At 56.2% G+C, this 26,754-nt stretch carries 24 protein-coding genes; 11 read left to right on the plus strand and 13 right to left on the minus strand.

Going from position 1 to position 26,754, the window contains the following annotated elements:
- The coding region (locus KP814_RS20490) for an IS3 family transposase (RefSeq protein ID WP_216738521.1) at positions 1-625 on the plus strand (625 nt) is incomplete at its 5' end.
- Between the two features lie 32 nt (positions 626-657).
- Here the strand turns inward: KP814_RS20490 and KP814_RS20495 are convergent.
- The 4 genes from KP814_RS20495 to KP814_RS20510 all read right to left on the minus strand — a co-directional run bounded on the left by KP814_RS20495 (position 658) and on the right by KP814_RS20510 (position 4,763).
- On the minus strand, positions 658-1,512 hold the full coding sequence (locus tag KP814_RS20495) for an ABC transporter permease (protein WP_216738522.1): 855 nt from the start codon (positions 1,510-1,512) through the stop codon (positions 658-660).
- 11 nt (positions 1,513-1,523) lie between these two features.
- Positions 1,524-2,384, minus strand: coding sequence for an ABC transporter permease (locus KP814_RS20500; RefSeq protein WP_216738523.1), 861 nt, complete (start codon positions 2,382-2,384; stop codon positions 1,524-1,526).
- An 8-nt stretch (positions 2,385-2,392) separates the two neighbouring features.
- On the minus strand, positions 2,393-3,523 hold the full coding sequence (locus tag KP814_RS20505; RefSeq protein WP_216738524.1) for an ABC transporter ATP-binding protein: 1,131 nt from the start codon (positions 3,521-3,523) through the stop codon (positions 2,393-2,395).
- A 169-nt stretch (positions 3,524-3,692) separates the two neighbouring features.
- Positions 3,693-4,763 carry an extracellular solute-binding protein gene (locus KP814_RS20510; protein ID WP_216738525.1) on the minus strand — a complete coding sequence of 357 codons (1,071 nt, stop codon included), beginning with the start codon at positions 4,761-4,763 and terminating at the stop codon, positions 3,693-3,695.
- 206 nt (positions 4,764-4,969) lie between these two features.
- Between KP814_RS20510 and KP814_RS20515 the strand changes: the two genes are divergently transcribed.
- The 4 genes from KP814_RS20515 (at position 4,970) to KP814_RS20530 (ending at position 9,387) form a co-directional block, all read left to right on the plus strand.
- On the plus strand, positions 4,970-5,344 hold the full coding sequence (locus tag KP814_RS20515; protein WP_206617951.1) for a hypothetical protein: 375 nt from the start codon (positions 4,970-4,972) through the stop codon (positions 5,342-5,344).
- Positions 5,345-5,469: 125 nt separating this feature from the next.
- Positions 5,470-6,765, plus strand: coding sequence for an NADH:flavin oxidoreductase/NADH oxidase family protein (locus tag KP814_RS20520; protein ID WP_216738526.1), 1,296 nt, complete (start codon positions 5,470-5,472; stop codon positions 6,763-6,765).
- Between the two features lie 113 nt (positions 6,766-6,878).
- Entirely contained in the window at positions 6,879-8,639 is a 1,761-nt protein-coding gene (locus tag KP814_RS20525) for an ABC transporter substrate-binding protein (protein WP_216738527.1), read from the plus strand.
- Positions 8,640-8,643: 4 nt separating this feature from the next.
- Positions 8,644-9,387 carry an ABC transporter substrate-binding protein gene (locus KP814_RS20530; protein ID WP_216738528.1) on the plus strand — a complete coding sequence of 248 codons (744 nt, stop codon included), beginning with the start codon at positions 8,644-8,646 and terminating at the stop codon, positions 9,385-9,387.
- Between the two features lie 8 nt (positions 9,388-9,395).
- Here the strand turns inward: KP814_RS20530 and KP814_RS20535 are convergent, their stop codons facing one another.
- Positions 9,396-12,515, minus strand: coding sequence for an efflux RND transporter permease subunit (locus tag KP814_RS20535; protein ID WP_216738529.1), 3,120 nt, complete (start codon positions 12,513-12,515; stop codon positions 9,396-9,398).
- On the minus strand, positions 12,512-13,720 hold the full coding sequence (locus KP814_RS20540) for an efflux RND transporter periplasmic adaptor subunit (RefSeq protein WP_216738530.1): 1,209 nt from the start codon (positions 13,718-13,720) through the stop codon (positions 12,512-12,514). Before KP814_RS20540 ends, KP814_RS20535 begins: the two co-directional genes overlap by 4 nt.
- A gap of 278 nt (positions 13,721-13,998) precedes the next feature.
- On the opposite strand from KP814_RS20540, the gene KP814_RS20545 reads away from it, so the two are divergent.
- Positions 13,999-14,379, plus strand: a complete 381-nt coding sequence (locus tag KP814_RS20545) for a hypothetical protein (protein ID WP_216738531.1) — start codon at positions 13,999-14,001, stop codon at positions 14,377-14,379.
- Between the two features lie 222 nt (positions 14,380-14,601).
- Here KP814_RS20545 and KP814_RS20550 read toward each other — a convergent pair whose 3' ends face one another.
- From KP814_RS20550 to KP814_RS20560, 3 genes are read right to left on the minus strand one after another with little or no spacing between them, the layout of a single operon-like run.
- A complete protein-coding gene (locus tag KP814_RS20550) occupies positions 14,602-15,006 on the minus strand; it encodes a GFA family protein (RefSeq protein ID WP_216738532.1) in 405 nt (134 codons plus the stop codon).
- A 42-nt stretch (positions 15,007-15,048) separates the two neighbouring features.
- Positions 15,049-15,894: an S-formylglutathione hydrolase gene (gene fghA, locus KP814_RS20555; RefSeq protein ID WP_216738533.1), complete on the minus strand. Its 846-nt coding sequence runs from the start codon at positions 15,892-15,894 to the stop codon at positions 15,049-15,051.
- An 18-nt stretch (positions 15,895-15,912) separates the two neighbouring features.
- Positions 15,913-17,022 (minus strand): S-(hydroxymethyl)glutathione dehydrogenase/class III alcohol dehydrogenase, encoded by a 1,110-nt coding sequence (locus KP814_RS20560; RefSeq protein ID WP_216738534.1) that lies wholly within the window; start codon positions 17,020-17,022, stop codon positions 15,913-15,915.
- 79 nt (positions 17,023-17,101) lie between these two features.
- Between KP814_RS20560 and KP814_RS20565 the strand changes: the two genes are divergently transcribed.
- Entirely contained in the window at positions 17,102-19,972 is a 2,871-nt protein-coding gene (locus KP814_RS20565) for a LuxR C-terminal-related transcriptional regulator (RefSeq protein WP_216738535.1), read from the plus strand.
- A 264-nt stretch (positions 19,973-20,236) separates the two neighbouring features.
- On the plus strand, positions 20,237-20,506 hold the full coding sequence (locus KP814_RS20570) for a PEP-CTERM sorting domain-containing protein (protein ID WP_216738536.1): 270 nt from the start codon (positions 20,237-20,239) through the stop codon (positions 20,504-20,506).
- Between the two features lie 9 nt (positions 20,507-20,515).
- On the opposite strand, the gene KP814_RS20575 is transcribed toward KP814_RS20570, so the two are convergent.
- Positions 20,516-21,097 (minus strand): NADPH-dependent FMN reductase, encoded by a 582-nt coding sequence (locus KP814_RS20575; protein WP_216738537.1) that lies wholly within the window; start codon positions 21,095-21,097, stop codon positions 20,516-20,518.
- A gap of 81 nt (positions 21,098-21,178) precedes the next feature.
- On the opposite strand from KP814_RS20575, the gene soxR reads away from it, so the two are divergent.
- On the plus strand, positions 21,179-21,640 hold the full coding sequence (gene soxR / locus KP814_RS20580; protein WP_216738538.1) for a redox-sensitive transcriptional activator SoxR: 462 nt from the start codon (positions 21,179-21,181) through the stop codon (positions 21,638-21,640).
- Positions 21,641-21,686: 46 nt separating this feature from the next.
- On the opposite strand, the gene KP814_RS20585 is transcribed toward soxR, so the two are convergent.
- Complete coding sequence (locus KP814_RS20585; protein ID WP_216738539.1) at positions 21,687-22,628, minus strand: DUF4253 domain-containing protein; 942 nt, start codon at positions 22,626-22,628, stop codon at positions 21,687-21,689.
- Between the two features lie 458 nt (positions 22,629-23,086).
- A complete protein-coding gene (locus tag KP814_RS20590) occupies positions 23,087-23,536 on the minus strand; it encodes a Spy/CpxP family protein refolding chaperone (protein WP_216738540.1) in 450 nt (149 codons plus the stop codon).
- A 236-nt stretch (positions 23,537-23,772) separates the two neighbouring features.
- On the opposite strand from KP814_RS20590, the gene KP814_RS20595 reads away from it, so the two are divergent.
- Entirely contained in the window at positions 23,773-24,453 is a 681-nt protein-coding gene (locus KP814_RS20595) for a response regulator transcription factor (RefSeq protein WP_216738541.1), read from the plus strand.
- Positions 24,453-25,757, plus strand: a complete 1,305-nt coding sequence (locus KP814_RS20600) for a HAMP domain-containing sensor histidine kinase (RefSeq protein ID WP_216738542.1) — start codon at positions 24,453-24,455, stop codon at positions 25,755-25,757. The genes KP814_RS20595 and KP814_RS20600 overlap by 1 nt, the downstream gene beginning before the upstream one ends.
- Before the next feature lies 1 nt (position 25,758).
- Here KP814_RS20600 and KP814_RS20605 read toward each other — a convergent pair whose 3' ends face one another.
- Positions 25,759-26,724 carry a PA2778 family cysteine peptidase gene (locus tag KP814_RS20605; RefSeq protein ID WP_216738543.1) on the minus strand — a complete coding sequence of 322 codons (966 nt, stop codon included), beginning with the start codon at positions 26,722-26,724 and terminating at the stop codon, positions 25,759-25,761.
- Positions 26,725-26,754 lie beyond the last annotated feature (30 nt).

The raw sequence follows: 26,754 nt of genomic DNA on the forward strand, positions 1-26,754 counted from the left end.
TCAACTGCTTCAGGTGCTGCGTAGCCGGCGCCTGTTGGTTCCCCGACGCCGGGCTTACCACAAGACCACGCACAGTCATCACCGCTTCCGACGTCACCCAAACCTGCTCAAGCCGGGCCCGGAGCAAGTCGTGGCCTGCCGGCCTAACCAGATCTGGGTGGCGGATATCACCTATCTGCCGACACGCTCCGGCATGAGCTACGTGAGTCTGGTGACCGATGCTTACTCCCGTAAGATCGTGGGTCATCATGTACATGAAAGCTTGCGTAGCGAGGATGTGGAACAGGCCTTGCGCAAGGCTCTGCGTGAACGGCCGGGGCGGCAGCCATTGATCCACCACTCCGACCGAGGTGTCCAATACTGTTGCGACAGCTACCAGAAACTGCACCGTCAACACGGCATTCAATGTTCGATGACCGACGGGTATGACTGCTATCAGAATGCGTTGGCGGAACGGGTGAACGGGATCTTGAAAACGGAGTTCCTGCTGATGCGGCCAGGGAATCTAGGGCAGGCTCGAACGATGGTTGATGAATCCGTGGATATTTATAACCGAGAGCGGCCTCATCTGGCCCTGAAATACAAAACGCCCGACGCAGTGCATCGGGCGTTTGAGACGAAATAGGTGTCAGCCTATTTCAGGACTAGACACTTTGCTCACTCGTCCTTACGCCGCACGAAGATCGACAACGCCGCCAGTCCGCCGGAGCCCGCCATCAATAACAGAGACACCGCGTTCAACACCGGCGTTGAACCTTCCCGCAGGCGGTCGAACATGGCGATGGTCAGAGGCGCGTCCGATCCCACCAGCATCAGAGTGGTGTTGAAGTTTTCGAAGGACATCAGAAAGCTGACGATGCCGGCGCCGACCAGCGCTGGTTTCAGGAACGGCAGCGTAATGGTGCGCAGCACGTCAAAATGGGACGCCCCCAGATTCAGCGCCGCCTCTTCCAGACTGACGTCGAACTTGCGTAGGCGCGCGGAGATCACCAGAGTCGCGATTGTCGTGATGAACGCAAACTGCCCGATCACCACCAGAACCAGCCCCGGACGGAGCGCTTCCAGGTCATAGGAAAAGGTTTCCTCCACCCAGTTGGCGATACTGCTGCTGAACACCAGCACCGACACCCCCAAAATCACTCCAGGAATCACCAGTGGCGTCAGCATCAACACATACAGCAGATTTTTACCGGGAAAGTCATGTCGCTCAAACAGGAATGCGTTACAGGTGGCCAGCGCCAGGCTGACGACAGTGGTGCACACCGCCACCTGCAAACTTACCAGGATGCTTTCCAACAGCTCAGTATCGTGAAAAATACCGAGCTGGGGCGATTTTTCTCCCAGAAACCAGCCCAGCGTCGCGCCTTTCCAGGGCATCGCCGGAAACAGGGAATCATTGAACGCAAACACCGCCACCACCGTCAGCGGGGCAGCCAGATAAACAAAGAACGCCGCCACATAGGCGTGATAAGCGCCGCGAAAATAGCGACTGGACGGAATTGAGGCCAGCATAAAAAGGCTCCTTAGCTCATCACTTTGGTGAAGGACTGCCGCGACAGACGCAACCCAATCCAGACTATCAACGAAGACAGGATCAGCAGCAATATTCCGAAAGCGGAACCCTGCTCCCAGTTAAATCGAGTAATGAACTGGGTGTAGATCTGTTCGGTGAACCAAAGGCTGTCTTTACCGCCCAGCAGGGTTGGCGTCAGGTAATTGCCCAGGGTGAGCATGAACACCACGATACAGCCGCTGACGATTCCCGGCGCCGCATGGGGAATCACCACATCGCGCATGACCCGCCAATGACTGGCGCCCAGGTCATAGGCGGCCTCAATCAGACTGTCGTCGAGGCTGTCCAGCGTCGACACCAGCGGCACTACCATAAACAGCATGGAGGTATACACCAGCCCGACCATGATGGTGGCGTCCTGATAAAGCATCTCCACCGGGCCGTCCACCCAGCCCAGCCATTGCAGCAGGGAACTGAGCACGCCGGTTTCCCGCAACAGGATCATCCAACCGTAGGTTCGCACCAGTTCGCTGACCCAGAACGGAACCAGACACAACAGAAACAGCAATGGCCGCAGTCTGCCTCGCGCCACCTTGGCGATGTAAAAGGAAATCGGAAATGCGATCAGCAGGGTCAAAGCGGTCGCCATAATCGACATCACCGCCGTACGCATGAAGGTGCGCCAATACAGGGGCTCCGTAAAAAAGGCGGTGTAATTACTCCAGCTGAACGCATAGGTCCCGGCGGACACGCGTTCACGCAGAGAGATCATCGCCATGTCCACATGAGGCAGCGCAATCAGCAGCGTCAGCCACAACAGAATCGGCGTCAGCAGCAACGCCAGTCCGAATTTGAAGTGTTGGGGTTTCATGGCGCCCCCTACACTGGAAAACAGCTACATTGGCCAGCCGCCCAGGACAACAGCACTCGCTGCCCTTTGCCAATATTGTGGAACATTGGCGTTTGCGGCAGCGCCACGGAAATGGACTCGCTGCTGTGATCCAGGCTCACCTGCACCTGACTGCGGGCGCCATCGAACAACACTGCGTCCACCACGCCGCTGAAGCAGTTTTCGCCTCCGCGGCCAGCTCCCGCATCGCCGTGAGACGATGCAGAGGCCAACTCAATTTTCACCGCCTCAGGCCGTAAGTAGACTTGCGCCTCCTGTCCCTGCTGCAGATTCTCCAGCGCGCCCTCCACACGAAACTGCAGCCCGCTCGCCGTGCGAATCGCCGCGCCTTCTGAGTCACGACTGACCAAGGTTCCGCGCCAGCAGTTGCTATCGCCGACAAAGCTGGCGACAAAGGCCGTATCAGGCTGGTAATACAGTTCCTGCGGCGTGCCGACTTGCTCAAAACGCCCTTTGTTCATCACCGCAATATGGTCGGACATCACCAGTGCTTCGGATTGGTCATGGGTGATATAGACAAAGGTGGTGCCGAATTTTTCCTGCAGGTGTTTCAGCTCTACTTTCATCTGTTCGCGCAATTTCAGGTCGAGCGCGCCCAGCGGTTCATCCAGCAGCAAAACATCCGGTCTCAGCACCAGGCAGCGGGCGATGGCGATACGCTGTTTTTGTCCGCCGGACAACTGGTCAATACGCTTGCCGCCGGAATCCGGCAATCCAACCCGCGCCAGCATATCCTTCACCGCCGTCTCAATCTCATGACGCGGCGCTTTTCTTCGCCGTAAACCATAAGCCACGTTTTCCGCCACCGTCATATTGGGGAACAGCGCCAGATGCTGAAACACCATATTCACCGGTCGCTTGTTCGGCGGCGTATCCAACACCGAGCGCCCCTTGATGAGGATATCCCCCGCATCAGGCTGCTGAAAACCCGCCAACATGCGCAACAAAGTGGTCTTGCCGCACCCGGAAGGGCCGAGGATGGAAAAAAAACTGCCTTGAGGTATTTGGAAGGAGACGTCGTTCACTGCGGTAAAAGCGGCGAAATTCTTGCGGACGTTGCGACACTCAAGGTCGAAGGAAGTCGTGACTGGATCGGACATAGGCGTACTTACACACTGAAGTTGGTCGGCGCATGGCGACAGCGGGCGCGCCCAACGACCATGTCATCAACCGGGCTCGCCTTTGTCGACCTCGCCAGAAAAAAAGCAACCCGCCACGATACAAACGCATCGTGGCGGGAGTTTTGTTATGACGACAGAGTAACGGAAGTTACAGTCTGGCGGCTTTCACCCGATCCAGAACTTTGCCTTCCATCTCTTCCAACCCGGGAGGAACCGGTGGATACCATTTGATGTTATCCACGGCTTGCGCAGAAAAGCTTTCCTGGAACTGCTTTTTGAGGGTGGCGTTGACATATTCGTCGCTGCCTTTGGATGCCGTGAAGTTGCCGGCGGATTCGGTGATTTTCGCCGCGATTTCCGGACGCATCACGAAATTGATCCACTTATAGGCGGCGTCTTCCGCTTTGGTTTTACGCGGCAGCGCAAAGGTGTCGATCCAGCCCAACGCTCCGGATTTCGGCGCTACGAAAGTGACGTCCGGTATTTCGCTGTTCAGTTTCCAGCCGCCGGAATCCCAGGCCATGGCCGCTTTGACTTCGCCGGAGCGAATCAAGTTGAGCAGGTCGTCGCCGCCGCTCCAGTAGGTTTTCACCGCGCCTTTGCAGGAAATCAGCTTTTCTTCGACTTTATTCAGAATGGCCTGATATTTGTTTTTGTCGTTGTAGGCGGAGAACGGGTCCTCGCCCATCGCGAAGGCGAATCCGATCAGCGTTGGACGCTTCAGGCGGTAGGACACGTCGCCGTTCAGGCCGGCGGCGCAGAGGTCGGTGTAGTCCGCCACCGCAGGCGCGCTTTTACGGTTGACGATCAGACCGCTGGTGCCCCAGACGTGAGGAACGCCGTACACTTTGCCGTCCAGCTGCGTGTTCTTGCGGGTCGCTTCCAGCATGGAGGGAATGAATTTGTCAGCGTCGATTTTAGACAGGTCGATGGGTTTGTAGATGTTGAAGTCCGCTTGGGCGCTGGTGACGCGATCCTGGCTCGGCTGCGCCAGATCGAATCCGGAGCCGCCGGTGGCGCGCAGTTTGGAGATCATATCTTCATTGTTGGATTTGGTGACTTCCACGTCGATGCCGGTTTCCTTCTCGAACTGCGCCACCACTTCATCCGGAGCATAACCGCCCCAGGTCAGCAATCGTAAAGCTTCAGCATTGGCGACACTACTTGCCAAAGCGCCGATTAATAACGTCAGGGATGCTCTCTTAAATACTTTCTTCATGATCTTTCCTTATTTCCCAGTAAAGCGCGGGACAAAAGACCCCGTCGCCGATTCAGGTCAGCAAACCACGTCAACCTAACAGTGTCATATGACTGAAATATGACAATTTATAGATGCTCACCCACTGACGCAATCCCTGAGGAAGCGTGCTAAAATTATACGTTTTGTGATACTGCGATCTTTTATTGATCGCCAACACGATTGTTATGCTCAGCGAAGACTTCGATATTATCAGCGCCCGCCTCGCCGCCGACGCACTCAAACAGGTGCTGGCTGCGCGCACCCACAAGAAAAAAGTGTGGGGCCAGGTGATCGTCAGGCCCGGGCAATTGGGCGACGCGCTGCGTCTTCCCACCATCACCTCCGAATTAAACAGCAAAGTCGCCGTTCGCCGCGAACGCGGTCTGGAAAATTTTCAGGCGCTTTGGGACACCCTTTCCGAGCATACCCGTCAGGCCGTGCTGCACAGCATCGGCTGGTATGATCCGAAAAATCTCAGCTGGGACGACAAACGCTCTAACCGACGCCCGGTCAACAGCAACGAGACGCCGGAAGGCGCCGGCAACAACGACGCAGGATAGTCTCCACCGCGCCGCCGGATACTGGCGCCTGAACGCATTTGCGGTTATAAACTTCATGCCGCCGATGCATCGCTGCATAACCAGAGCGGCGTTTCAATTTCAGATCAGGTTGTCAGGAGCCATTCATGTCCCTCGCCATTGCTTCAACGCCCACGCCCGCCGTCGCCGCGAATATTGCTTCGCCGCTGACCTTGCCCTGCGGAGCCGTGATTCCCAACCGTATCGCCAAATCAGCGATGACCGAGGGACTGGCGGACGGCGATGATCTCCCGACGCTGCAGCATAACCAGCTTTACCAACGTTGGGCGGAAGGCGGAGCCGGACTCCTGATCACCGGTAATGTCATGGTGGATCGCCGCTACCTGGAGCGCAGCGGCAACGTGGTGCTGGAGAATGCCTCCTCCCTCTACCGCTTTCGTCTGTGGGCGGAGGTGGTCACCGAGTGCGATATTCATCTGTGGATGCAGCTCAATCATCCGGGACGACAATGCTCCCGATTCAGCAATAGCAAGCCCGTCGCGCCCTCCGCCGTGCAATTGCGCATGGCGGGTAATTTCGCCATGCCCCGCGCCCTGCCGGGCAGCGAGATCAAAGCAATCGTTCGGCGCTTCGGCGTCAGCGCCGCCCTGGCGCGAGAGGCGGGCTTCACCGGCGTGCAGATACACAGCGCCCATGGTTACCTGGGCAGCCAGTTCTTATCGCCCCTGACCAACCAACGCAAAGATGAATGGGGGGGCTGCCTGGAGAATCGCGCCCGCTTTCTGCTGGCGACCGTGGCGGAAGTCAGAGCGCAGGTCGGCGCCGATTTTCCCGTGGCGGTGAAACTGAACTCCGCTGATTTTCAGCAGGGCGGCTTCGCGATTGAAGAATGTGTAGAAGTCGCGCGCTGGCTGCAACAGGCCGGCGTGGATTTACTGGAGCTGTCGGGCGGCGCTTACGAGAACCCTGCGTTCCTGGCCACAGAAAGCGACAAGCGTCCCGCCGGAGCATGGCGTCGGGAAGCGTTTTTTCTGGAATACGCGGAAGCGGTCGCCAAAGCAGTGACGACGCCGCTGATGGTCACAGGCGGCTTCCGCAGCCGTCCCGKCATGAATGACGCCATCGCCGCCGGCGCCACACAGATGATCGGCGTCGCCCGCCCCTTCTGCACGGACCCGGACTTCCCCAGCAAGCTGTTCGCCGGCGCCATCGCCCGGACGCACCCGACGGAGAAAGAGCTGGCCCTAGCCGGTTATTGGGGACCGCAAAGTCCGTCCAAACTAATACGGGCGCTCAACAATCAGGCTCAGGCGGCCTGGTATTATCAGCAGATTCTGCATCTGGCCAACCGCCGTCAACCGGATCTCAACCTGGGACTTGTCGGCGCGCTGCGCAGTCACCTGCTGAATGAAATGCGCCACTCGCTGCGCCGCTCAAGGTAACCTGCTTAGCCGCTGTAATTTAACGACTTTCAACCGCTTTTCCGATCCAGATCATGGATGAAAGCGGCATATTGGGCTAGATTGTTGTATTAGAGCGACAATAATAACCCCCAATGACAAGCGAGCGTTCAATCCCGGTGCTTTCCAACATACGGTGTCGCAGCGCATCCGTGGCGCCCAAAATTCTCGCCTCTGGAGTGCTCTGTCTCGCGTTGTGCGGCGACGCCCTCGCAGCGCCCAAGCTCTCGGAGGAAACCGTCTCCTATTGGTTGGACGGCGAGTTTTCCGTTTCCACTCTCAGCCGGAAAGAGCAGGCTGCGGAACTGGCCTGGTTTCATCAGGCGGCGGAGCCTTTTCGAGGCATGACCATTTATGTGGTGTCAGAAACCATCGACACGCACTGGTATGAAGCCAATATTCTCTCCAAAGCTTTCGAAGACGTCACCGGCATCCGCGTCGTGCATGAAATCACAGGGGAGGACGATCTTGTCCGCAAACTGCTTTCGCAAATCGAAACAGGCATCAATATTTACGACGCCTTCATCAGCGATTCCGATCTGATCGGCGCTCACTATCGCAGCGGCGCTGTCGTCGCGCTCTCCGACTATATCCAGCAGGACGGGGCCGCCGTCACTCTACCGACGCTGAATTTGCAGGACTTCATCGGCCTCAATTTTACCACGGCGCCGGACGGCAAGGTTTATCAGCTACCCGACCAGCAATTCGCCAATCTGTATTGGTATCGCTATGACTGGTTCAACCGCAAAGACCTGCGTGAGCGTTTTAAACGTCTCTACGGCTATGAGTTGGGGGTGCCGGTCAACTGGTCCGCCTACGAGGATATTGCGGAATTCTTCACCGTCCATGTCAAAGAGTTGGACGGCCATCCGGTCTGGGGACACATGGATTACGGCAAAACCGATCCCTCCCTGGGCTGGCGCATCTCCGACGCCTGGCTCTCCATGGCGGGCATGGGGGATCGCGGCATTCCCAACGGCGTTCCCGTGGACGATTGGGGCATCCGGGTGGATGGCTGCCGCCCGGTGGGCGCCAGCGTGCAACGAGGCGGGGCGCTGGACAGTCCGGCGGCGAACTACGCTATCCGCAAGTTCGTCGATTGGTTTAAATACGCACCGCCTCAGGCGGCGAACCTGACATTCACTGAAGCCGGCGGCTGGGTCGGCACGGGACAGATCGCGCAGCAGATTTTCTGGTACACCGCCTTCGTCGCCCAGGCCACGCAACCCGGTCTCCCCATCGTCAACGCCGACGGCACACCCAAATGGCGCATCGCCCCCTCCCCGGTCGGCGCTTACTGGGAGGAAGGCATGAAGTCCGGCTATCAGGACGCAGGTTCCTGGACCCTGCTGAAAAACACCCCCGCAGACCGTCGTCGGGCGGCCTGGCTTTACGCCCAGTTCACGGTATCCAAAACCGTCTCTCTCAAGAAAACTCTGGTGGGGCTGACGCCCATTCGTCTGTCGGACATCAACTCGTCAGTCATGTCGGAGAAGGCTCCGATGCTGGGCGGGCTGGTGGAGTTTTATCGCTCCAACGCCCGCAATTACTGGACGCCGACCGGCTCCAATGTGCCCAATTACGCCAAGTTGTCCCCTTTGTGGTGGAAATATATTTCTCTGGCTCTGGAAGGCGCCCGTCCGGTGGATGAGGTCATGCAGGATCTCGCCCGGGCGATGGACCGAGGCCTGGACGCAGTGGGACGGGAAGAGCCCGGCGTCTGTTCGCCCCGCCTGAACCCAGAGTCCTCCCGCGAATTCTGGCTGAAGGCGCCAGGAGCCCCCAAACCGGAACGCAACGAACATCCTCCTGGAAAGACGTTAAGCTATGAAGAGTCAATCAAAGTCTGGAACTAGTCCCATGACGCGACTGCTGGCCGCTTGCGTAACCTGGGTCCTGCTTCACTCCGTTCCAGCTCTTGCGGAGGGAGAGAAAATTCAAGTGCTGGCGTATGCGCAGCCGCCTTTTATGGAGCTGCGTCATGATCGGCCGGCGGGGCTGGCTATCGACATTCTCAACATGCTGTTCCAGCGCGCGGAGGTGGACTACAGTATTCTGTTTCTGCCGCCGAAGCGCGCTTACGTCACCGCCTTGTCAGAACCCAACAACTGCGTGCTGGCGATCGAACGCAGCCAGGCGCGGGAAGCCTTGTTTCAATGGGTCAGCCCTATTCTCATCACCCGGCACGGTTTCTATTCCAACCAGACGGACAATTACAATATTCGCACGCTGAACGACGCCAAGCCTCTAGTGATAGGCAGCTACCTGGGGAGCGGCGTGGGCGAATATCTGGAGAAGCTGGGGTTCAATGTGGATCTCACTTCCAGTAACGATCTGAACATCCGCAAGTTGCAGCTCAAACGGGTGAACCTGTGGGCCAGCGATACCGTTTCCGCCGCGGTGATCATCAATCAGAGCAACCTTCCCATCAAGCTGGAGCATGTCTTCCTCACCACGCTAAGGGCGATGGGCTGCAACCTGAGTACGTCGCCCACCCTGGTGGAGCGACTGCAAAACGAACTCAAGAGCATGTATCAGGACCAGTCTATTCGGCAGCTGTATCGCAACTACCTGGGCCAGGATGCTGACTGGCTGAGCAACTGACGCCGTTTTCAGGCGGCGTCTTCGCGTAGGGCTTGTTTGGGACGGAACAGCCGCTTCAGATCTTCGATGACCACGTAGTTCACGGGCACCAGCAGCAACGTCAGGAAGGTGGCGAACAGTATCCCAAAGCCCAGTGACACCGCCATCGGAATCAAAAACTGCGCCTGGGTGGACTTCTCGAACAGCAACGGCATCAATCCAATAAAAGTGGTCAATGACGTCAGCATGACCGGGCGGAAACGGGCCACGCCCGCATTCAGCACGGCGGTCATCAGATTACCGCCGTTCTCCCGATCATTGCGGTGCTTGTTAATGAAATCCACCAGTACCAGACTGTCGTTCACCACCACCCCGATCAGCGCCAGCATACCCAGCAAACTGGTCAGGCTCAGATCCATCCCCATGACCCAATGGCCCAGCACCGCGCCAATGCCGCCGAATGGAATCACCGTCATGACAATCAACGGCTGAACGTAGGATTTGAATGGAATCGCCAACAAGCTGTAGATCATAAACAGCACGAACAACAGCCCCCATTTAAGACTGCCGAAGGACTCCCTTTGCTCTTTCGCCTCGCCTTCCCAGCTGTACTGAATGTCAGGATGTTGCAGCATCAGATCGTCGAGGAAACGGGTCATGTCTTCCTGCAAGGCCAGCATATTGGTGTTCTGCTTATCGATATCCGCACGCACGTTCATGGTGCGATAGCGGTCTATGCGATAGATCGTGGTGGGGCTCAGGCCCGGCTTGAGTTCAGCGATTTCGCCCAGCGGAATCAAGCGCCCGTCAGAGGCGGCGATACGCAGGCTCTGCAAATCGCTGACGGACTGCCGATCGGAGCGTGGATAGCGCACCATGACGCGCACGTCGTCACGCCCCCGCTGGATACGCTGCACCTGATAACCATAGAACGCCTGACGGATCTGATTGATGACGTCTGACCGGTTCAACCCCAGGGCGTAGGCTTCGGGCTTCAGTTCCACCTGCAGTTCTTCTTTGCCGTCGGACAGGCTGTCGGTAATGTCGAATATCGTGGGATAGCTCGCCAAACGCGCTTTCACCTGCTCTCCTACCGCCTCCAGGGTCTCGAAATTATTACCGGAAAACTGGATATCGATAGGGTCGGAGACCCGCCCTATCTCTGCGCGGAATGTTAACGACTCAGCGCCGGGAACCACGCCGATCAGGCGACGCCACTCATTGACCAGTTCATTGCTGGTGACCGCCGTGTCGCGCTCCTCCGGGGCCACAATCTCGAAGATCACTCGCCCGACATGGGAACCGCTGGAGCCGCCGCTGGTAGCCAGCACATCCAGGATCAGGTCTTCTCCAGTCTGCGGATCGCAATACTTCTCCTTGAGCTTGAAGGCGGCGTCCGCCATTTTGGAGACATAGCGATCCGTCACCTCAAAAGGCGTGCCCTGAGGCATGGTCAGCGACGCCCTGGCGATCTCGCTCTGTACTCTGGGGAAGAACACAAAGTTGATCCAGCCGGACGCCACCAGCGTGCTCAGCAGGATAAAAGAGCCCACTGCGAACGACAAAAACAGATAACGATTGCGCAGGGTCCAGTGCAACACCGGGTGATAATAGCGCAGAATCGCGTTTTCAAATCCGTCCGCAAAAGCGCGCTGCCAGCGCTCCAGGCGCGATCCGGCGTTGGGATCGGGATTGATGCGTACATGCTTCAAGTGTGCGGGCAATATCAGTTTGGACTCGATCAGCGAGAACACGAAAATCGGCAGCACCACCACCACAATCTGCGCGAATAACTGACCGCGTACGCCTTCGATAAAAGCGATGGGCATAAAGGCGGCCATGGTGGTCAGTACGCCAAACGTAACTGGCGCCGCCACTTCCTGGGTGCCCTGAATCGCCGCTTGCAAGCCGTTTTCCGCACGCCGCAAGTGGGTATAAACGCTTTCGCCGGTGACGATGGCGTCGTCCACGACAATCCCCAGCACCAGAATAAAAGCGAACAGGGTAAAAATGTTAAGGGTGACGCCAAAGTACGGCATCACCAGGAACGCGCCCATAAATGAGATAGGAATGCCGCAGAAAACCCAGAACGCCACCGACGGCCTCAAGAACAGCGTCAACAGCAGCAACACCAGAATACCGCCCTGAATCGCATTGTCCGTCAGAGTCTGCAGACGCTTTTTCACCAGCTTGGAAAAGTCGCGCCAATAGGTCAGTTCTACTCCAACTGGCAGGCTGCTCTGCTTACGTTCGATATACTCTTTAACCTTGTCGGCGACGCCAATGGCGCTTTGATCTCCCACCCGGAATACATCCACAAACGCCGCCGGCTGGCCGTTGAAACGGGTGAGCACGCGCCCTTCTTCAAACCCGTCAACGACGGCGGCCAGATCTCTGACGCGCACGAAACTGCCGTCGCGCTGGGTCAGCACGACGATATCTTCAAAGTCATCGCGACGGTAGGCCTGACCTTTGGAGCGAATCAACACCTCGCCGCCATCGGTCTGGATATTGCCCGCCGACACGTCCAGGGAGCTTTTACTGATGGCCTGGGCGATGGTTTGCAGCGTAATGCCGTAGCGTTGCAGCGTCGCTTTGGGCACTTCAATGGAGATTTCATAGTTGCGCACGCCATCCAGAGCCACCTGCGTGACGCCGTCCAGACGCAACATGTCATCGCGCACATGCTCCGCCAGCGTGCGAATTTCCGACTCGGGATACGGCCCGGCGATAGCGACGGTAATCACCTCCCGGGTATGCTGCGCCAGACTGATAACCGGGTTTTCCACATCCCCTGGAAAGGAGTTAATGGAGTCCACCCGGCTTTTCACATCCGCCAGCAGCTCACGGGGATCGTAGTCGCTGTCCACTTCGACCGTGACCGATGCGCTGCCCTCAGAGGAACGGCTGACGATTTGCTCAACGCCCTCCAGGTCCTGCACCGCTTCTTCAATTTTGACGCTGACGCCCTCCTCCACTTCTTCCGGGGTGGCGCCGCGAAGCGAGACGGAAATCGAGATGGTGGAGGGTTCAACAGAGGGAAATACTTCCAACGGCAGACGCTGACTCAATGATCCCAGGCCCAAGGCCAGGATCGTCAGCATCAACAGGTTGGCGGCGACATGATTACGAGCAAACCAGGCGATCACTGCACGTCTCCAGCCGCTGCGTCAGCAGGCTTTTCTCCATTGCGGCGCGCCACCTTTTCCGATTCGTTCTGCGCGCGTTTGATACGCACGCCGCTATTAACCTGTCCCAATGGGGTGAGAATCAGTTCGTCGCCCGCCTGCAGCCCTTCGCTGATCAGCGCGGACTTCCCGCTCTGCCAGCCGATCTCAATGCTCTGTCGGTGCAACACCTCCCCTTTGGCGATGTACACGTAACTGCCCTGATAAATGGATGAAACGGGCACCACCAGGGCTTCCGGCAAGCGCCGCCCCTGAATTTCCGCACTGACGTACTGACCTATTTTTAAAGGATATCGATTTGTGTCCTGAAGCCCGAAAGGGTCATCGATCTGAGCGACCACATAAAGCTGCTGGGTCGTCGCGTCAATGGCGCCTTCCGTGCGCACGATTTTGCCGCGCCATTTTTCTTTTGAGCCGGCAAGGTTATTGAAAATCGTCACTTCTGGCGGCTCACCTCCCCGACGCTGCTCGGGCAGGTCAATAAATCCCAGATCGGTATTGTTCAGTGGCAAACGCACTTCGACATAATCCGTGGCGTAGATTTCCGCCAGTGTGGTCTGCGGCGACACGACTGACCCCAGGTCCACCTGTTTCTTCAGTACGCGGCCCGCATAAGGCGCTTTGATTTCGGTCCGCTCCAGATTGATGCGCGCCTGCGTATGCTGGGCGATCGCCGTTTGCACCCGGGCCTGAGCCGCGGCCAGCTGCGGCTTGCGCAACGCCAGATCCGAGGCGTTTTTGACGCCGCCGATTTTTTCCCAGTCCTTCTTCGCCTGCCGCACTCGCGCCTCTTCCTCCGCCAACGCCAACTTCGCTTCCGTTACGGCGCCTTCAGCAATGCGCAATTGCACTTGATAGTCCACAGGGTCGATTTTCATCAACACCTCGCCTTTAGCGAAAAAGCCCCCATCACGAAGATTTGGCGACACCTCGATCACCTGACCAGACACCTGGGCGACAATGGCGCTTTGCGTACGCGGTTGCACGATGCCGAACGTGGAAATACGCACTGGAAACACTTCGGTTTGCAGCGTTTGGGTTTCAACACTGATAGCGGGCTGCGGGTGCTCTTTCTGAGGTTTCGCCTGAGGTTTTAACTCAGTGGCGAGATAAGCAACGCCAACAAACAAGGCTAATACCGCTAACGGCAGGACTTTCTTTAACATCTGACTTCCGGGCAACTGTCTGGTCGAGGGGGACTAGGCCTATTTATACGCCGAGGCGCAAAGCGGCGTCCACCGCGAACGCAGAATGGGCGATTAACTTTGGTTAATTAAGTGTAGTGGGTTGGAACTGAATGGGTGATGAACAATGCTTCATGGATATTATGAAGAATCGCAGAGCGGTCTCTGTCAAACCGTAGCAGACTCATAAGAATGACTCTAAGATAAGCTCTTTCGAGGCGAGTTTTAAATTCATATTACTATAAATTGGCGCATTGAATATGACGGATGTTTGGATAGCATTCACAAAAAGCAGACCTTTATCAGGATGCTCCATTGATGTTGATGGCTGTGAATTTTATTTTGCGGAAGTATACGTGCCTATGGTCTCCGCTGGAGAGTCTCCATCCAACTTTGAAGCTATTCTGAGCAAAGTAAAGAGCGAGCTGTTGGAAAACCGCCTGGAGCTGGCAGACATCTCCGCGCTTATTCGCTATGAGGAAGATCAGTGGGAAATACATAGTAACAGTGAAAATGATGTGAACACGTTCGCCACGCTAGCGCGGCTTTCAGAATCTATTGTATTCAGTGGGTTTCGCTCAGAAGAAATAGAAGAGCTAACCTCGTACCGCTACTCAATCTCAGATTTGGATTACGACTAAAGAAACAATTAGTCAAACCAGCCAACTTTCACTTATCAATATTAAAAATAGTGTACGACGGAAAATATATAGAAAATAAAAACGCCAATTTTATTTGATATATCGTCATTATTCTCCATACCGCTTACTTTTATAGCGAAATGCAGAATAGCTTGAGACTTTCATGTAATCGAAAGTCTCAAGCTGAATAGCAAGTCTTGCTTTTTTATCTGCCAGGCTGAATCAATCGGCAGCCACCCGCGCCCCAGGATACTGAGGCAAGTCATCGCCAATCACGCACCATTTCGCCTTGAATGCGGTATAGATGTGGTCTTTCGGCAAGCGGTCCGGTTCTTCGTCCAGGGTTCCCAGTGCGATGTCGATATAATCGGGGTTGCTGAGAAACCGGAAAAATAAACTGGAGCCGCATTGGGGGCAGAAGCCTCGCTCCGCCTTTTCCGATGAGCGATATACCGCAATGCGGTCTTCACCTGCTGTCCAGGTGAAGTTCGCCATGCTCACCACGCCGTAGGTTCCCGTCGCCGCGCCATGGAACTTACGGCACTTGGAGCAGTGGCAGTGGGATACGTTTTCTTCAAAGGTCTTTACTTCGTATTGCACGGCGCCGCACAGACAACTTCCTTTCATATCCCACGTATCTCCAAGTTTATTCAGGTTAACGATGCATTCTCATCTATTTACGTCATTGAGCATCTTATGATGATGTTTCACATGATCGCGAATGAATGTCTTAATGAAAAAGTAGCTGTGGTCATATCCAGCGCGATAGTTCAGAGTCAGGGGGATGCCCTTCTCCGCACAGGCGGCCTTCAATAGCTCAGGGTTCAACTGTTCCGCCAGGAATTCGTCTTTATCCCCCTGGTCCACCAGGATCCCGCTTACTTTCGACCCGGATTCGATCAGCGCCACGGAATCGTAGGCTTTCCAGTCTTCCTGATTGGTTCCCAGATATCCCGCCAGGGCTTTCTTACCCCAAGGACAGGACATGGGCGCGCAAATCGGCGCCAGCGCAGACACAGAGCGAAACTTCTCCGGCTGCTTGAGCGCGATCGTCAGTGCGCCGTGCCCACCCATGGAGTGTCCGAATACGCCCGTACGCTCCGGGTCCATGGGCAGGTTGTCAGCCACCAGCGAGTACAGCTCTTCCGTCACGTAGGAGTACATGCGGTAATTAGCGCGCCAGGGTGCTTCCGTCGCATCTACATAAAACCCGGCGCCGGAGCCGAAGTCATAGCTAAGATCTTCGCCGTCCAGACCGACATTGCGAGGACTGGTGTCAGGCGCCACCACGATAAAGCCATATTCCGCAGCGGCGGACTCCACGTCCGCCTTCTGCACGAAGTTCTGGTCCGTGCAGGTGAGCCCCGACAGCCAGAATAAAGTGGCGCACTTTCCTTGTTCCGCAGCCGCGGGAACGAATACGGAAAAAGTCATCGGACAACCGCAGGTTTCCGAGTCGTGCTGATAGCGGCGCCAGTATCCTCCGTGGCATTTATTTTCCTGAATCAGGTGCATAGGGTTCCTCCCGGTGCTTTAAAAGAGAATGACGGAGCGAATGCTCTTGCCTTCGTGCATGTAATCAAAGGCTTTATTGATGTCATCCAGGGTCAGGCTGTAGGTAACCATCGGGTCCACTTTGATCTCACCGCTGAGATATTTATCCACGTACCCCGGCAACTGACTGCGCCCTTTCACGCCGCCAAAGGCCGTGCCTTTCCAGGTGCGGCCGGTGACCAATTGGAAAGGCCGGGTGGAGATTTCCTGACCGGCGCCCGCCACGCCAATGATCACCGAGGTTCCCCAGCCTTTATGACAGGACTCCAACGCCGCGCGCATCAATTGCACATTGCCGACGCATTCAAAGGAATAATCCACGCCGCCGTCGGTCATTTCAACCAGGGCTTCCTGAATTGGCGCTGACAGCTCTTTTGGATTCACGCAGTCCGTAGCGCCCAGGGCTTTCGCCATCTCGAACTTATCCGGGTTGACGTCAACGGCGATGATCCGCCCGGCGTTCGCCATTGCTGCGCCTTGAATGACGCTCAACCCAATGCCGCCCAGACCGAATACCGCAACGGTCGAACCCGGCTCTACTTTCGCCGTGTTCAACACCGCGCCAATGCCAGTGGTGACGCCACAGCCCAACAGACAGACTTTCTCCAAAGGCGCCTTGGGATTGATTTTGGCCAGCGCGATTTCCGGCAGTACGGTGTACTCGGAAAAAGTAGAGGTGCCCATGTAGTGGTAGAGCTGCTTGCCCTGATAGGAGAAGCGCGAAGTGCCATCCGGCATCAGGCCTTTGCCCTGGGTGACCCGAATCGCCTGACAGAGATTGGTTTTGCCGGATGAGCAGAATTTGCACTGCCCGCACTCAGGAATATAAAGAGGAATAACGTGATCGCCCGGTTTAACGGAAGTCACGCCTTCGCCGACCTCCATCACCACACCGCCGCCTTCATGGCCAAGAATAGCGGGAAAAAGTCCTTCGGGATCATCTCCTGAGAGCGTATAGGCGTCGGTATGGCAGACGCCGGTGGCGACAATCTTGACCAGCACTTCCCCGGCTTTTGGGCCCTGAACGTCCACTTCGACGATTTCCAGCGGCTGGCCGGCGGCGAATGCGACTGCTGCGCGTGATTTCATATTAAGCTCCCTGGGGTTAAGGTTATGGGTTGTTATGGATTCCAGTGAGACACTATAGGCGCCGCCCGAAGGCATCGCAATGCCCGCAGTCGGCTTCGCAGCCCTCCACCAAAAGGCGTACTTATATGATTCAAAACGGGAATTGTTCGACATTCCTGATGACGCGCTCACGCATTTCCCTTGCGAGACGTTGGGGACCAGTCGGATACTGAGCGCGACTCAGGACGTCGCGGCAATCATCATGATCCTCACAAGCAAACTGCAACCGCCTCAACTTCCCGCGCAACTTCTGCCTCGGGACGCCTTACAGCAACGACTTGGCGGCATAATAAGAAAGCCGGTCACATTGGTGTCGGCGCCGCCGGGCTTTGGCAAAACCACCGCGCTGGCGCAGTTCCTTCATCGCGAACAGCTTCCCTACCTGTGGTACGCCCTGGATGAACAGGACAATGCCCCCGGCATATTCTGGCGTTATGTATGCGCGGGATTCGAATCCGTCTTCCCTAAAATCGGGCCACGCAGCGCGCGCATCCTGTCCGTGGATGACGACGCCTTGAACGCTGTGCGCAGCCTGCTGGACGAGTTGACGCAACTGGGACGCACCTGGCGACGCCCGGAAAGCATGCTGGTGGCGATTGATGATGTGCATTACCTCAACGACCCAGCCTTGTTGCAGCAGCTGGATTACTTTCTGGATCACCTTCCGCCTTATCTTCACGTGGCTCTGATCAGTCGCACGATACCTGCGCTGCATATACCCCGTCGTCAGGTCCGCGACAGCGTTCTGTTGCTGAATGCGGAACATCTGCGCCTCTCTGAAACCGAAGCGCCGCAATTTCTGCAAACCCGCCTGGGGATAAGACTGGATGCATCGGACATGAAGAAACTGCATCGCCTTACCGAAGGCTGGATCGGCGCATTGCAACTGTATGGTTTGAACCTGCAGTCGCAACCCGCCAATCGGCTGCTGTCGCTAAGCGCGCCGCCGGAGAACGTGGCCGCCTATCTGGCGGAAGAGTGTTTTCAGCAGCAGGACGACTGGGTGCAGACAGGCTTGTTGAATCTGGCCCTGGTTCCCCGTTTCAACCTGCAGCTCGCCAACCAGCTTTGTCCCGGCCTCGACGCCGCCTTGTTGCTGGAAACTTTGTTGAAGCGACAGCTGTTTCTATCCGAAACCAGCGCCGACGGCGCCTGGTATCGCTTCCACGATTTGTTGAGGGATTGGCTGCAATTGCGCAATCAGGACCGCCCGCCCGGAGAACGGCAAGCTCTGCACGGACAGGCCGCACAATGGTATGCAGAGCAAGGTTACTTTTTAGAGGCTATGGAACAATGGACTCTGGCTGGCGACTGGGAGCAAACCGCTTTATGCGCAGGCCGCGCGCTGCCGGAAATTCTGCGCATGGGACATTATCCGCTGGTGGCGCGCCTGCTGGCGAAAATCCCCCAAGAGCAACTGCATCGTTATCCTAAACTCCTGGTCCAGAGGGCGTTTCTACAGTTGACGCGGATGCGTTTCGACGACGTAGAGGCCGACCTGGATCTGGCCGAACGCTATGTGGACGCCATGCTGGAGCAATCCGAGAATCCACACACACTGGCGCAGCTGAAACGCCAATATGGATTGCAGGAATCCGAGTCCGTCAGAGAACTGAAATGCATGATCATTCTCGGCCGCAGCCACATCGCCCGGATGACGGATAGACCCGAGCACGCCACCGAACAGCTTGAGCAAACCCGCGACTTTCTACCGGAACAGGATTCGCCCTTCACCGCCTGGCTGTTTCAGGGCCTGGGGGCGGACGAATACATCCGCGGCTCGCTGCATGCAGCGCAATATCTGCTGATGCGCGCCCTGCGCAGCAGTCGTAAATATGAGGAAGGCTTCTGCCTGCTCGCCACCCTATCCTGGTTGATCCCTGTGCTTCTGCAACAAGGCAAGCTGCAATTCGCCAAAGAGCTGCTGGAGGAACAGCAGTCCTGGCTGGAAAGCCGCCACATGCACTGTCTGCCAAACTGGGGCGCCTTGCACTATCTACGCCTGTTGATTCTGATTGAGTTAGAACAACCCGAGGCGGCCAATCAGGAGTTGGAGCGTCTGTGGGACGCCACCGACGACCGAGTCATGGCGGTGGACCGGGTGTATCATAAATGGGGCGAGTTCGCCCTGCGTCTGGCTCAGCAAGACTATCAGCAGGCGGAAAAGGCGCTGAATCAGTTGGACGCCTATTTTCAGCAACACTTCACGCAGTGGAATTTTGTCGTCCCCAGTCCCGCCACGCTCAAAGTTCTTCTCGACGCATTGTCAGGCAACCCCTTCCCTTTGGCGCAGTGGGCGGCGACTTATGATACCCAGGCGCCCATCGTCAATTTACAACGACAAACCATTGAGCTGATGATGTACGCTCGCATCAAAATCTATCAACAGGCGGACGAACTGGACCTGCTAATGGATCGTCTCACTCTTATCCAGAAAGCCGGCAATCTGTACTTTTCCATCAACCTGCTGGTGCTTTGCTGTCTCAATGAGCTGGCCCAGGCGCGCCCCAGCAGCGCCAGAGAGTTTCTCTCTCAGGCCGTCAACGCCGCAGCGCCTCTCGGTGTGCGTCGCCCCTTCCGGGAAGAAATCAGCTTCCTGCAACCGCTATTAATGAACATGGCGCGACGCGGACAGGCAGCGACTTTTATCTCAGAACTGATGGCTTATTCCCCTTCTCAGGTCCGCCCGCAATCTGGCCACAGCAAATCTCCGTTATTGGAGGAACTCAGCCAACGGGAGACCACCATTCTGAATCACCTGTCCGCAGGGCGCAGCAATGAGGAAATCGCACTCGCGTTAAATATCGCCGCCTCCACGGTAAAGACACACTTACGCAACATCTACGCCAAACTAGGGGCGCGGCGTCGAACGCAAGCGCTGGCCATCGCAAGGGAAAAAGGCTTGGTGTGAGACGCTGACGGGTTACATCGAAGCCAGGGTTTAAGCAGTCTCTCACGGAGATCGTCACCCCTAAATCCAGACAGGGAGTGCGGCCGAGCGTCAGTGGCAGCCAGCTCTCTATCCAGGATTGCCTGTATATCGCGCCCTTTGAATTTCATTCATTCGCCACTGTTACGACATTCTATGTCGTAGCAAAAGGTATCATTTCAGCTCTCTCTGGGAGAGAATCCCCGTCACTCAATATTCGTTCAACTCACTGAAGATAAAAGGCTTATGCAGTTCAAAGCAATTCTATTCATTGCGGCCTCATCGCTTTGCGCAACAGCGTCGGCGTCTACACTGGCGACGCAAGCCAACGTTGGCGATCAGACTCAGATCCCGGTTGAAGCCGAGACCCAATTACCGGGTGCGAACCTGCCGATTTACCACGCCAACGCGCAGTCGGCGCCGCAGCCGAATCTGGCCGCGCCAGAACCTGCTTATATCGCGCTTCTGGGGCTGGGAGCGATGGCGCTGTTTTTGCGCCGACGCCCCGCCCCCTGACGAACGCCATCAGGCGGCCTGTTTGCCATCATAAGGCGTCGTCTGACGCGCCCCTTGTAACGCCTGCGCCCACCAGACCAGTCGGTCCAACATAATGTCCATGGACGTTTGCGCGCGCGCAGGGGCCAACAGTTCGCCATGCTCATCAAACTGCTCCCAGGCGCTGGCGAAACTGACGGTATCCCTCACAGTCACCGCGTGCAGCTCCGCAAACACCAGACGCAACTGCTCCACCGCCCGCAGGCCGCCGGAAATACCGCCATAGGACACAAACGCCACCGGCTTGGCGCGCCACTCGCTGTTCACGGAGTCAATGACGAACTTCAAGGGCGCAGGATAGCCGTGGTTATATTCCGGCGTCACGATGACGAACGCATCCGCCAGTCCCACGCGATGACATAAGGCTTCGACCTCAGGAGGACGCTCACGCTGATGATAGGGGGGCAGCGCCAGTTCCGCCGGGTCGATCATATCCAGATTCAGCCCCTGACGACCAAGAATGCGTCCGCCAGCCCAGCGCGCCACTTTGTCGCAGAAGCGCCCTTCCCGAGTGCTGCCATAGATCAACGCCACGTTAATATCACCACCCATAAATCATTACTCCAAAGAGGTTGTTATCAAGTCTGCGGCAGTGTAAAACCTCAACTTAACTTTAGGTCAAGAGGTATTTTCATGGCGAAGCTCAACGCCAGTAACGCTTACAAAGAGCTCAGCGTCGGCGAAGTGGCGAAACGCAGCGGCGTCGCCGTTTCCACCCTGCATTTCTACGAATCCAAAGGATTGCTGAAGAGCAGTCGCAACTCCGGAAATCAGCGTCGTTATCCAAGAGGCGTCCTGCGGAGAGTGGCGATCATCAAGGTGGCGCAGCGTACCGGCGTGCCCTTGTCTGCGATCAAAGAGGCCTTATCCACTCTGCCCGAAGGTCGCGCGCCCAGCGCGGCGGACTGGCGACGCTTATCAGAACAATGGAAACAAGTGCTGAATGACCGGATACTCAAACTCACTCAGTTAAGGGATCAGCTGGATGACTGCATCGGTTGCGGCTGTCTGTCGATGGAGGATTGCCCGTTGCGCAATCCCTGGGACGAGTTGGCGGCGCAGGGCCCAGGGCCGCGTTTGTTAGAGCAGGATTGACCCCGGCTGACGCCGGGGGGATAAGATTATTTATCGGCGTTGAAGATCAGGGACGTTCGTGTAAAAACCAGCGGCGGGTTTTCATCAGCGAACGGGCGTGATCACGCAGGAGAACCCCCGCCAGCGCTGTGGTGCAAGGCGCCAGCGCTTCCTGTTCAAAGGCCAGATCGAAGGACTCGAAAATATCCTTTGGCCCCGACTTGGCGTTGAATTGCAGCATGGTGCCGTAATGGGCCACCAGCTCTGCGCCGTACTTGTCATGCCAGTGCCGCAACATGGCGATAGAGGCTTCCGACCCCACATTCTCGGCGCCATACCAATGCATATACGCAAGCGCCTCCCAGGGTTTTGTCGTCGGCAACAGTATCAATGCCTGCGCCTGACCCTGAGGCTCGTACCAGTCGATATGGTCGCAGTACTCAGGCTCCAGCACATCGCTGGCGCCTGAGTATTGAATCTCCCACTCCAACATCCAGCGCTCGAATTCAAAGTAGCTGGTGATCCGCTTCTCGGCGATCAACTTATTGATTTCATCCAGAGAAGGCACTTTGCCAAAACGCTCTTTGGTATGGCCGATGCTGTACTCGAAATTCTCCTCCAGATCTTCGGAGTACAGGCGATTATGGGCCACCAGGACCGCCTGTATGTCAGCCATCTCTACACCGGCGCAGATCGCCTGCGGCGAGAGATCCCGATCCGCTCCCGACGGCTCCCACCCATAAGGACGACGCATAAACGCATCCTCGTTGAGCACCGCCTCGCGCCAGCTGCCGGCGTCATTCAACCAGCATGCATGCAACACCGGCCACATGCCGGTCTGCTCGGAAATAGAACGAAATTCCGCCCACAAATCCATCGCCTCTCCGGCGGTAATTTCAACAGCGAAGGCCTTCCGTGCAACGCCCGGCACATCCATCATCACGACTTCATGTTCGTCATAACCGATCCCACTGAGAATCTCACATAACTGGTCTTCGGTTTCTAACATTGCGCAACCTTCCTTCACATCTAACAGGTTCTATATGTGGCCGACTTTTTTCTCATATCTTGAGTTTAGTAGCAGGAAAACTTTAAACCAAACCCCAGCGGGCAATCCTATGTAAACGATTGTGTAATCTGCGCAATACCGCAGCCGGACAATCCCCACGGGATATACTGTATTGAAAGCCAAGTCGTTGTAGATGAATGTATAGCGTCAGCCTATACAATGAAATCGGCTGATCGGACGCCGTAGCAGAAGTGATGCAAAAAAAACGGGTTATCGGGAAGGAAACCAAGCCTAATCACAAAAGCTTTCATGGTGCTTTTTGATACTCAGAGATACCGACTGAAAGCTCAGAATGTCATAAGTAACCGCGTAGTGATGAGATCACGGAATCTTATATTTGCTGCGACAAGAAGACGGAAGAAAAGGCCCGCGTCAAAGGGCCTTTATAAAGCTGTTGCTTACCAGTCTCTTCCCCCATGAAACCCACGTTTGCCGTGTTTTTCTATAAACTCTACCAGCGTGGCTTTCTGTTCTGGAGTCAGGGTGCTGTGGAGCCGGGTAAGAGTTGGCAGTACGCTGGCGACCGCTTCATTCATTTGCTGTTGATGCGCTTCGAACGCTGTCAGGACTTTTGCTTCATCCAGCTGCTCGCTGTTGATCTGCGCAATCAGAAAATCATGGGCGCCTTCCCGCTCTGATTTCATTTTCTGTTTCGACGCCTGGATCTGCGCAAGCAGTTCATCCAGGATGACCTGTTGTTCCGCATTGAGTTCAAGTTCATCGCTGACCCACTCTTTGGCGTGCTCCCAGCGTTTCTCTGGGTCATAGCGACAGGCCATCGCTCCTAAAGACATGGCGGCGACCAGTATCAACAACATTGGTTTTCTGACGTGCTTGCCCATTTTCATAGCGCGTTTCCTCGTGATGTTTAACATGATGATCAACGTGCCCAGTGTAGGATTACGCCGGCGGGKATTCTTTTCACCGCCGTATCGGCTTGTTTCACTTTGTAACGATTTATCCCCATGATAAAAAAGGAGTTTCCCGGCAGAGAAACAAATCCTTGAAACTTTGCCGCTACAGCGCCGGTTACAGTCGCACTATCATGTAATTCCGGTTTCCCCTTTTTCCGCTACGAATGCTTATGAACTTGTTGCTGATTGATGACGATAATGACCTGGCGCGCCTGTTAAACCGCTACTTTCAGCGTTTTGGCTGGGAGCTTCGACACGCTTCCGTGCCGTCAATCGCCTACGCGCAATTAAAGCAAAGCCAGCCCGACGCGATTATTCTGGACGTCATGTTGCCGGAGGAAGACGGATTTGCCGTGTGCCGTAAACTTCGCCACGACTACACGACACCAATCATCATGCTGACGGCCCGCGGTGAAGTAACGGATCGTATCGTTGGTTTGGAGTTAGGCGCCGATGACTACCTGCCAAAGCCCTTTGAACCAAGAGAGCTCGCCGCACGCATCCAAAGCATTACCCGTCGTCACGTCTCGGTGGAAAAGCCCTCGCCTCTAATGCAGTTCCGCGATCTGGAAATTAACCCGACGACCCAGGAGGCGCTTGTGGCTGGACGCCCGCTTACACTGACCACGTCTGAGTTTCGCCTGCTTCAATTATTCGCCTCGGCTCCCGGTAAAGTGTTTTCCCGCGACGAGATTATGAACAATCTCAAAGGTACAGAAGTAGAGCTGTTCTCCCGCGCTATCGATATTACGGTCAGTCGCCTGCGTCAAAAAATGAAGACTAAAAGTAAGAGGGAGTTCATAAAGACTGTCTGGGGGGCTGGCTACCGATTTACCGGAGAAGCGCTGTAATGCTCAAACATAAACGAAAACGTCGGCACTCTCTGTCAGTCAGGCTGATTTTGATATTTCTGGCCGCCGCCTTTGCAGTCCTGGTGCTTATCGTGGCGGCTTTCCAGAATATTTCGCAGGAACGCGCCCATGTTTTCTGGAAAGATATTTTTTCGGATTACTTTTACTCCCTCAGCAAAGACATTCAGCCTCCTTACGACTCGGCGCTCATAGCCTCCATAGAGAACCGCACCCATACTCAGGTCAGCATCCAGAATACCGATGGAGCCTGGATGTCCGAAGCGCCTCCATTCGCCAGTGCGAACCTGGAGTTTCGCGACGCCGGCGATGGACGTATCGAATATACCCATTGGAGACGCTACTTTGTCCTGCGTATTCCGCGCCCCGACGCCACCATCTATTTCTACGCTAGGCCATTTGAGGGCGAAAACGGCCTGACGTTCACCGGCGTCGCCCTGCTGCTGTCGATCTTACTGGTGATCTTTCTCTGCTTTCTGAGCATTAAACGGTTACTCAAGCCTATCGGCTGGCTGAACCAGGCTGCGCAAAAGGTGGCTGGCGGCGACTTCCAGCAACGCATCCCCACCCTGAGGCAGGATGAGCTGGGGCAATTGAGCGACACCTTCAACACCATGTCCGCGCAAATTGAATCCATGCTTAACGCCAAACGGCAGCTGTTGCTGGCTATCAGCCATGAGCTCAGATCCCCCCTCACCCGCATGCGCGTCGCTGGCGAAATGATCGATGACGAAGAACAGCGCGATGAACTGGTGCGTGAAATACAACATATGGACAGACTGATCGCAGAACTGCTGGAATGCGAAAGGCTGGAAACAGGCCATCACGCGCTCCAATTGCACGACGTCGACGCCGCCATACTGCTACGTGAGCTGATCGATGAACGCTTCGCCAGGCAGCGCGACATGATCAGACTGGATTGCTCCGCAAATAGCCAGACGTACCTGGACCCTGTTCGCTTCAAACTGTTGGCGGCCAATCTCATAGATAACGCGTTGAAGCATGGAGAGGGCAAAGACGTTGTCGCTAGTTGGCGACAGCTACCGGAATATGGTGAATTGATTGTCGAGGACAAAGGACAAGGCGTCGAATCGGCGCATTTAGCGGCGCTGACAGACCCCTTCTATCGCGGAGACCAGTCACGCGCTCACACTGGCGGCCTTGGATTGGGGCTCTATCTATGTCGACAAATCGCCAAAGCCCATGGCGGCGAACTGCGTATCGACAGTGAGAGAGGCAAGGGAACCCGCGTCACAGTGGGGTTCCCGTTAAACAGCGGTAGTTAGATTACAGGCTGGGACATTGAGGAATCGCACAGGAGGCGGCCGCCTTGCGCGCCAAAATATTCGCCACATCCTTCACCGTAGTAGAGATAGTGGCGTCGTCAGGGGCCAGCACACTGGCGCATTTCGCCGCTTCTTTCGCAACCTCGCATCCTTGCTGGGCAAGCGCATAAGACAGATTATTCCAGCCTTCCGCCTTCTTTGGTTGCAGCGCCACCAACTGTCGAAAAGCGGCCTCCGCCACAGCGTAATCTTTGGCGGCATAGGCGAGATTCCCCAACCCCAGTTGCAAAATAACGGAGTCCGGCCAACGCTTCACCGCCGCGGCGTAAGTGGCGCGGGCCTGCTGCGGGTGTCCGGTGTTCGCTAAGTCCTGCGCCGCCTTCGCGACAGGAAAAGGCTCTCCTGTGGCGGGCAACTCACTGGGGGGTAAAATGACCCGCGCCCAATAGCCGCCATTTTTCCAAGTACGCTCAAAGGTGCGCAGCAACAGCGTTTCACGCTCAGTGACGCCTGAACGCAGAATGATTTCCCCGCTGGCGAAGTCATATCCGATCACCACAGCGAAATGCCAAACCGGGCTCCAGCTCAACCCCAGATTTTGGAACACCAAAACAGGGTGTCCCGCAGCCACTTCGCGCAGGATATTCTCTATTTCAGGCTGCAATGGATAGGCGAGTCGCCCATAGCTGCGGGCCGCCGCTACCATTTCCACTTGAAAACTCCCCTGCCGGTCCGGCACATACACCAAACCAACCAGATCGTCAGGAGCAACGGGCTGTTCGGGTGTTGTCAGCACCGTCGCCAATGCCGCCGGGCCACACTGATATTCAGACTGGGGATAAAAAGGCGTTGCGGTAAGTTCCGCCTGAAAGGGGATATCGCTGGGCGGTTCCGCCATCAGCGCCGCCGACTGTGGCAGAGAGCCGCAGCCAGAGAGCGCCGCGGCGATTACAACTATAATCGCCACGGCCTGTGCGTGTATTTGCTTAAACAATGT

The sequence above is a fragment of the Hahella sp. HN01 genome (assembly GCF_018986435.1).
In the GTDB taxonomy this organism is placed as follows: Bacteria; Pseudomonadota; Gammaproteobacteria; order Pseudomonadales; family Oleiphilaceae; genus Hahella.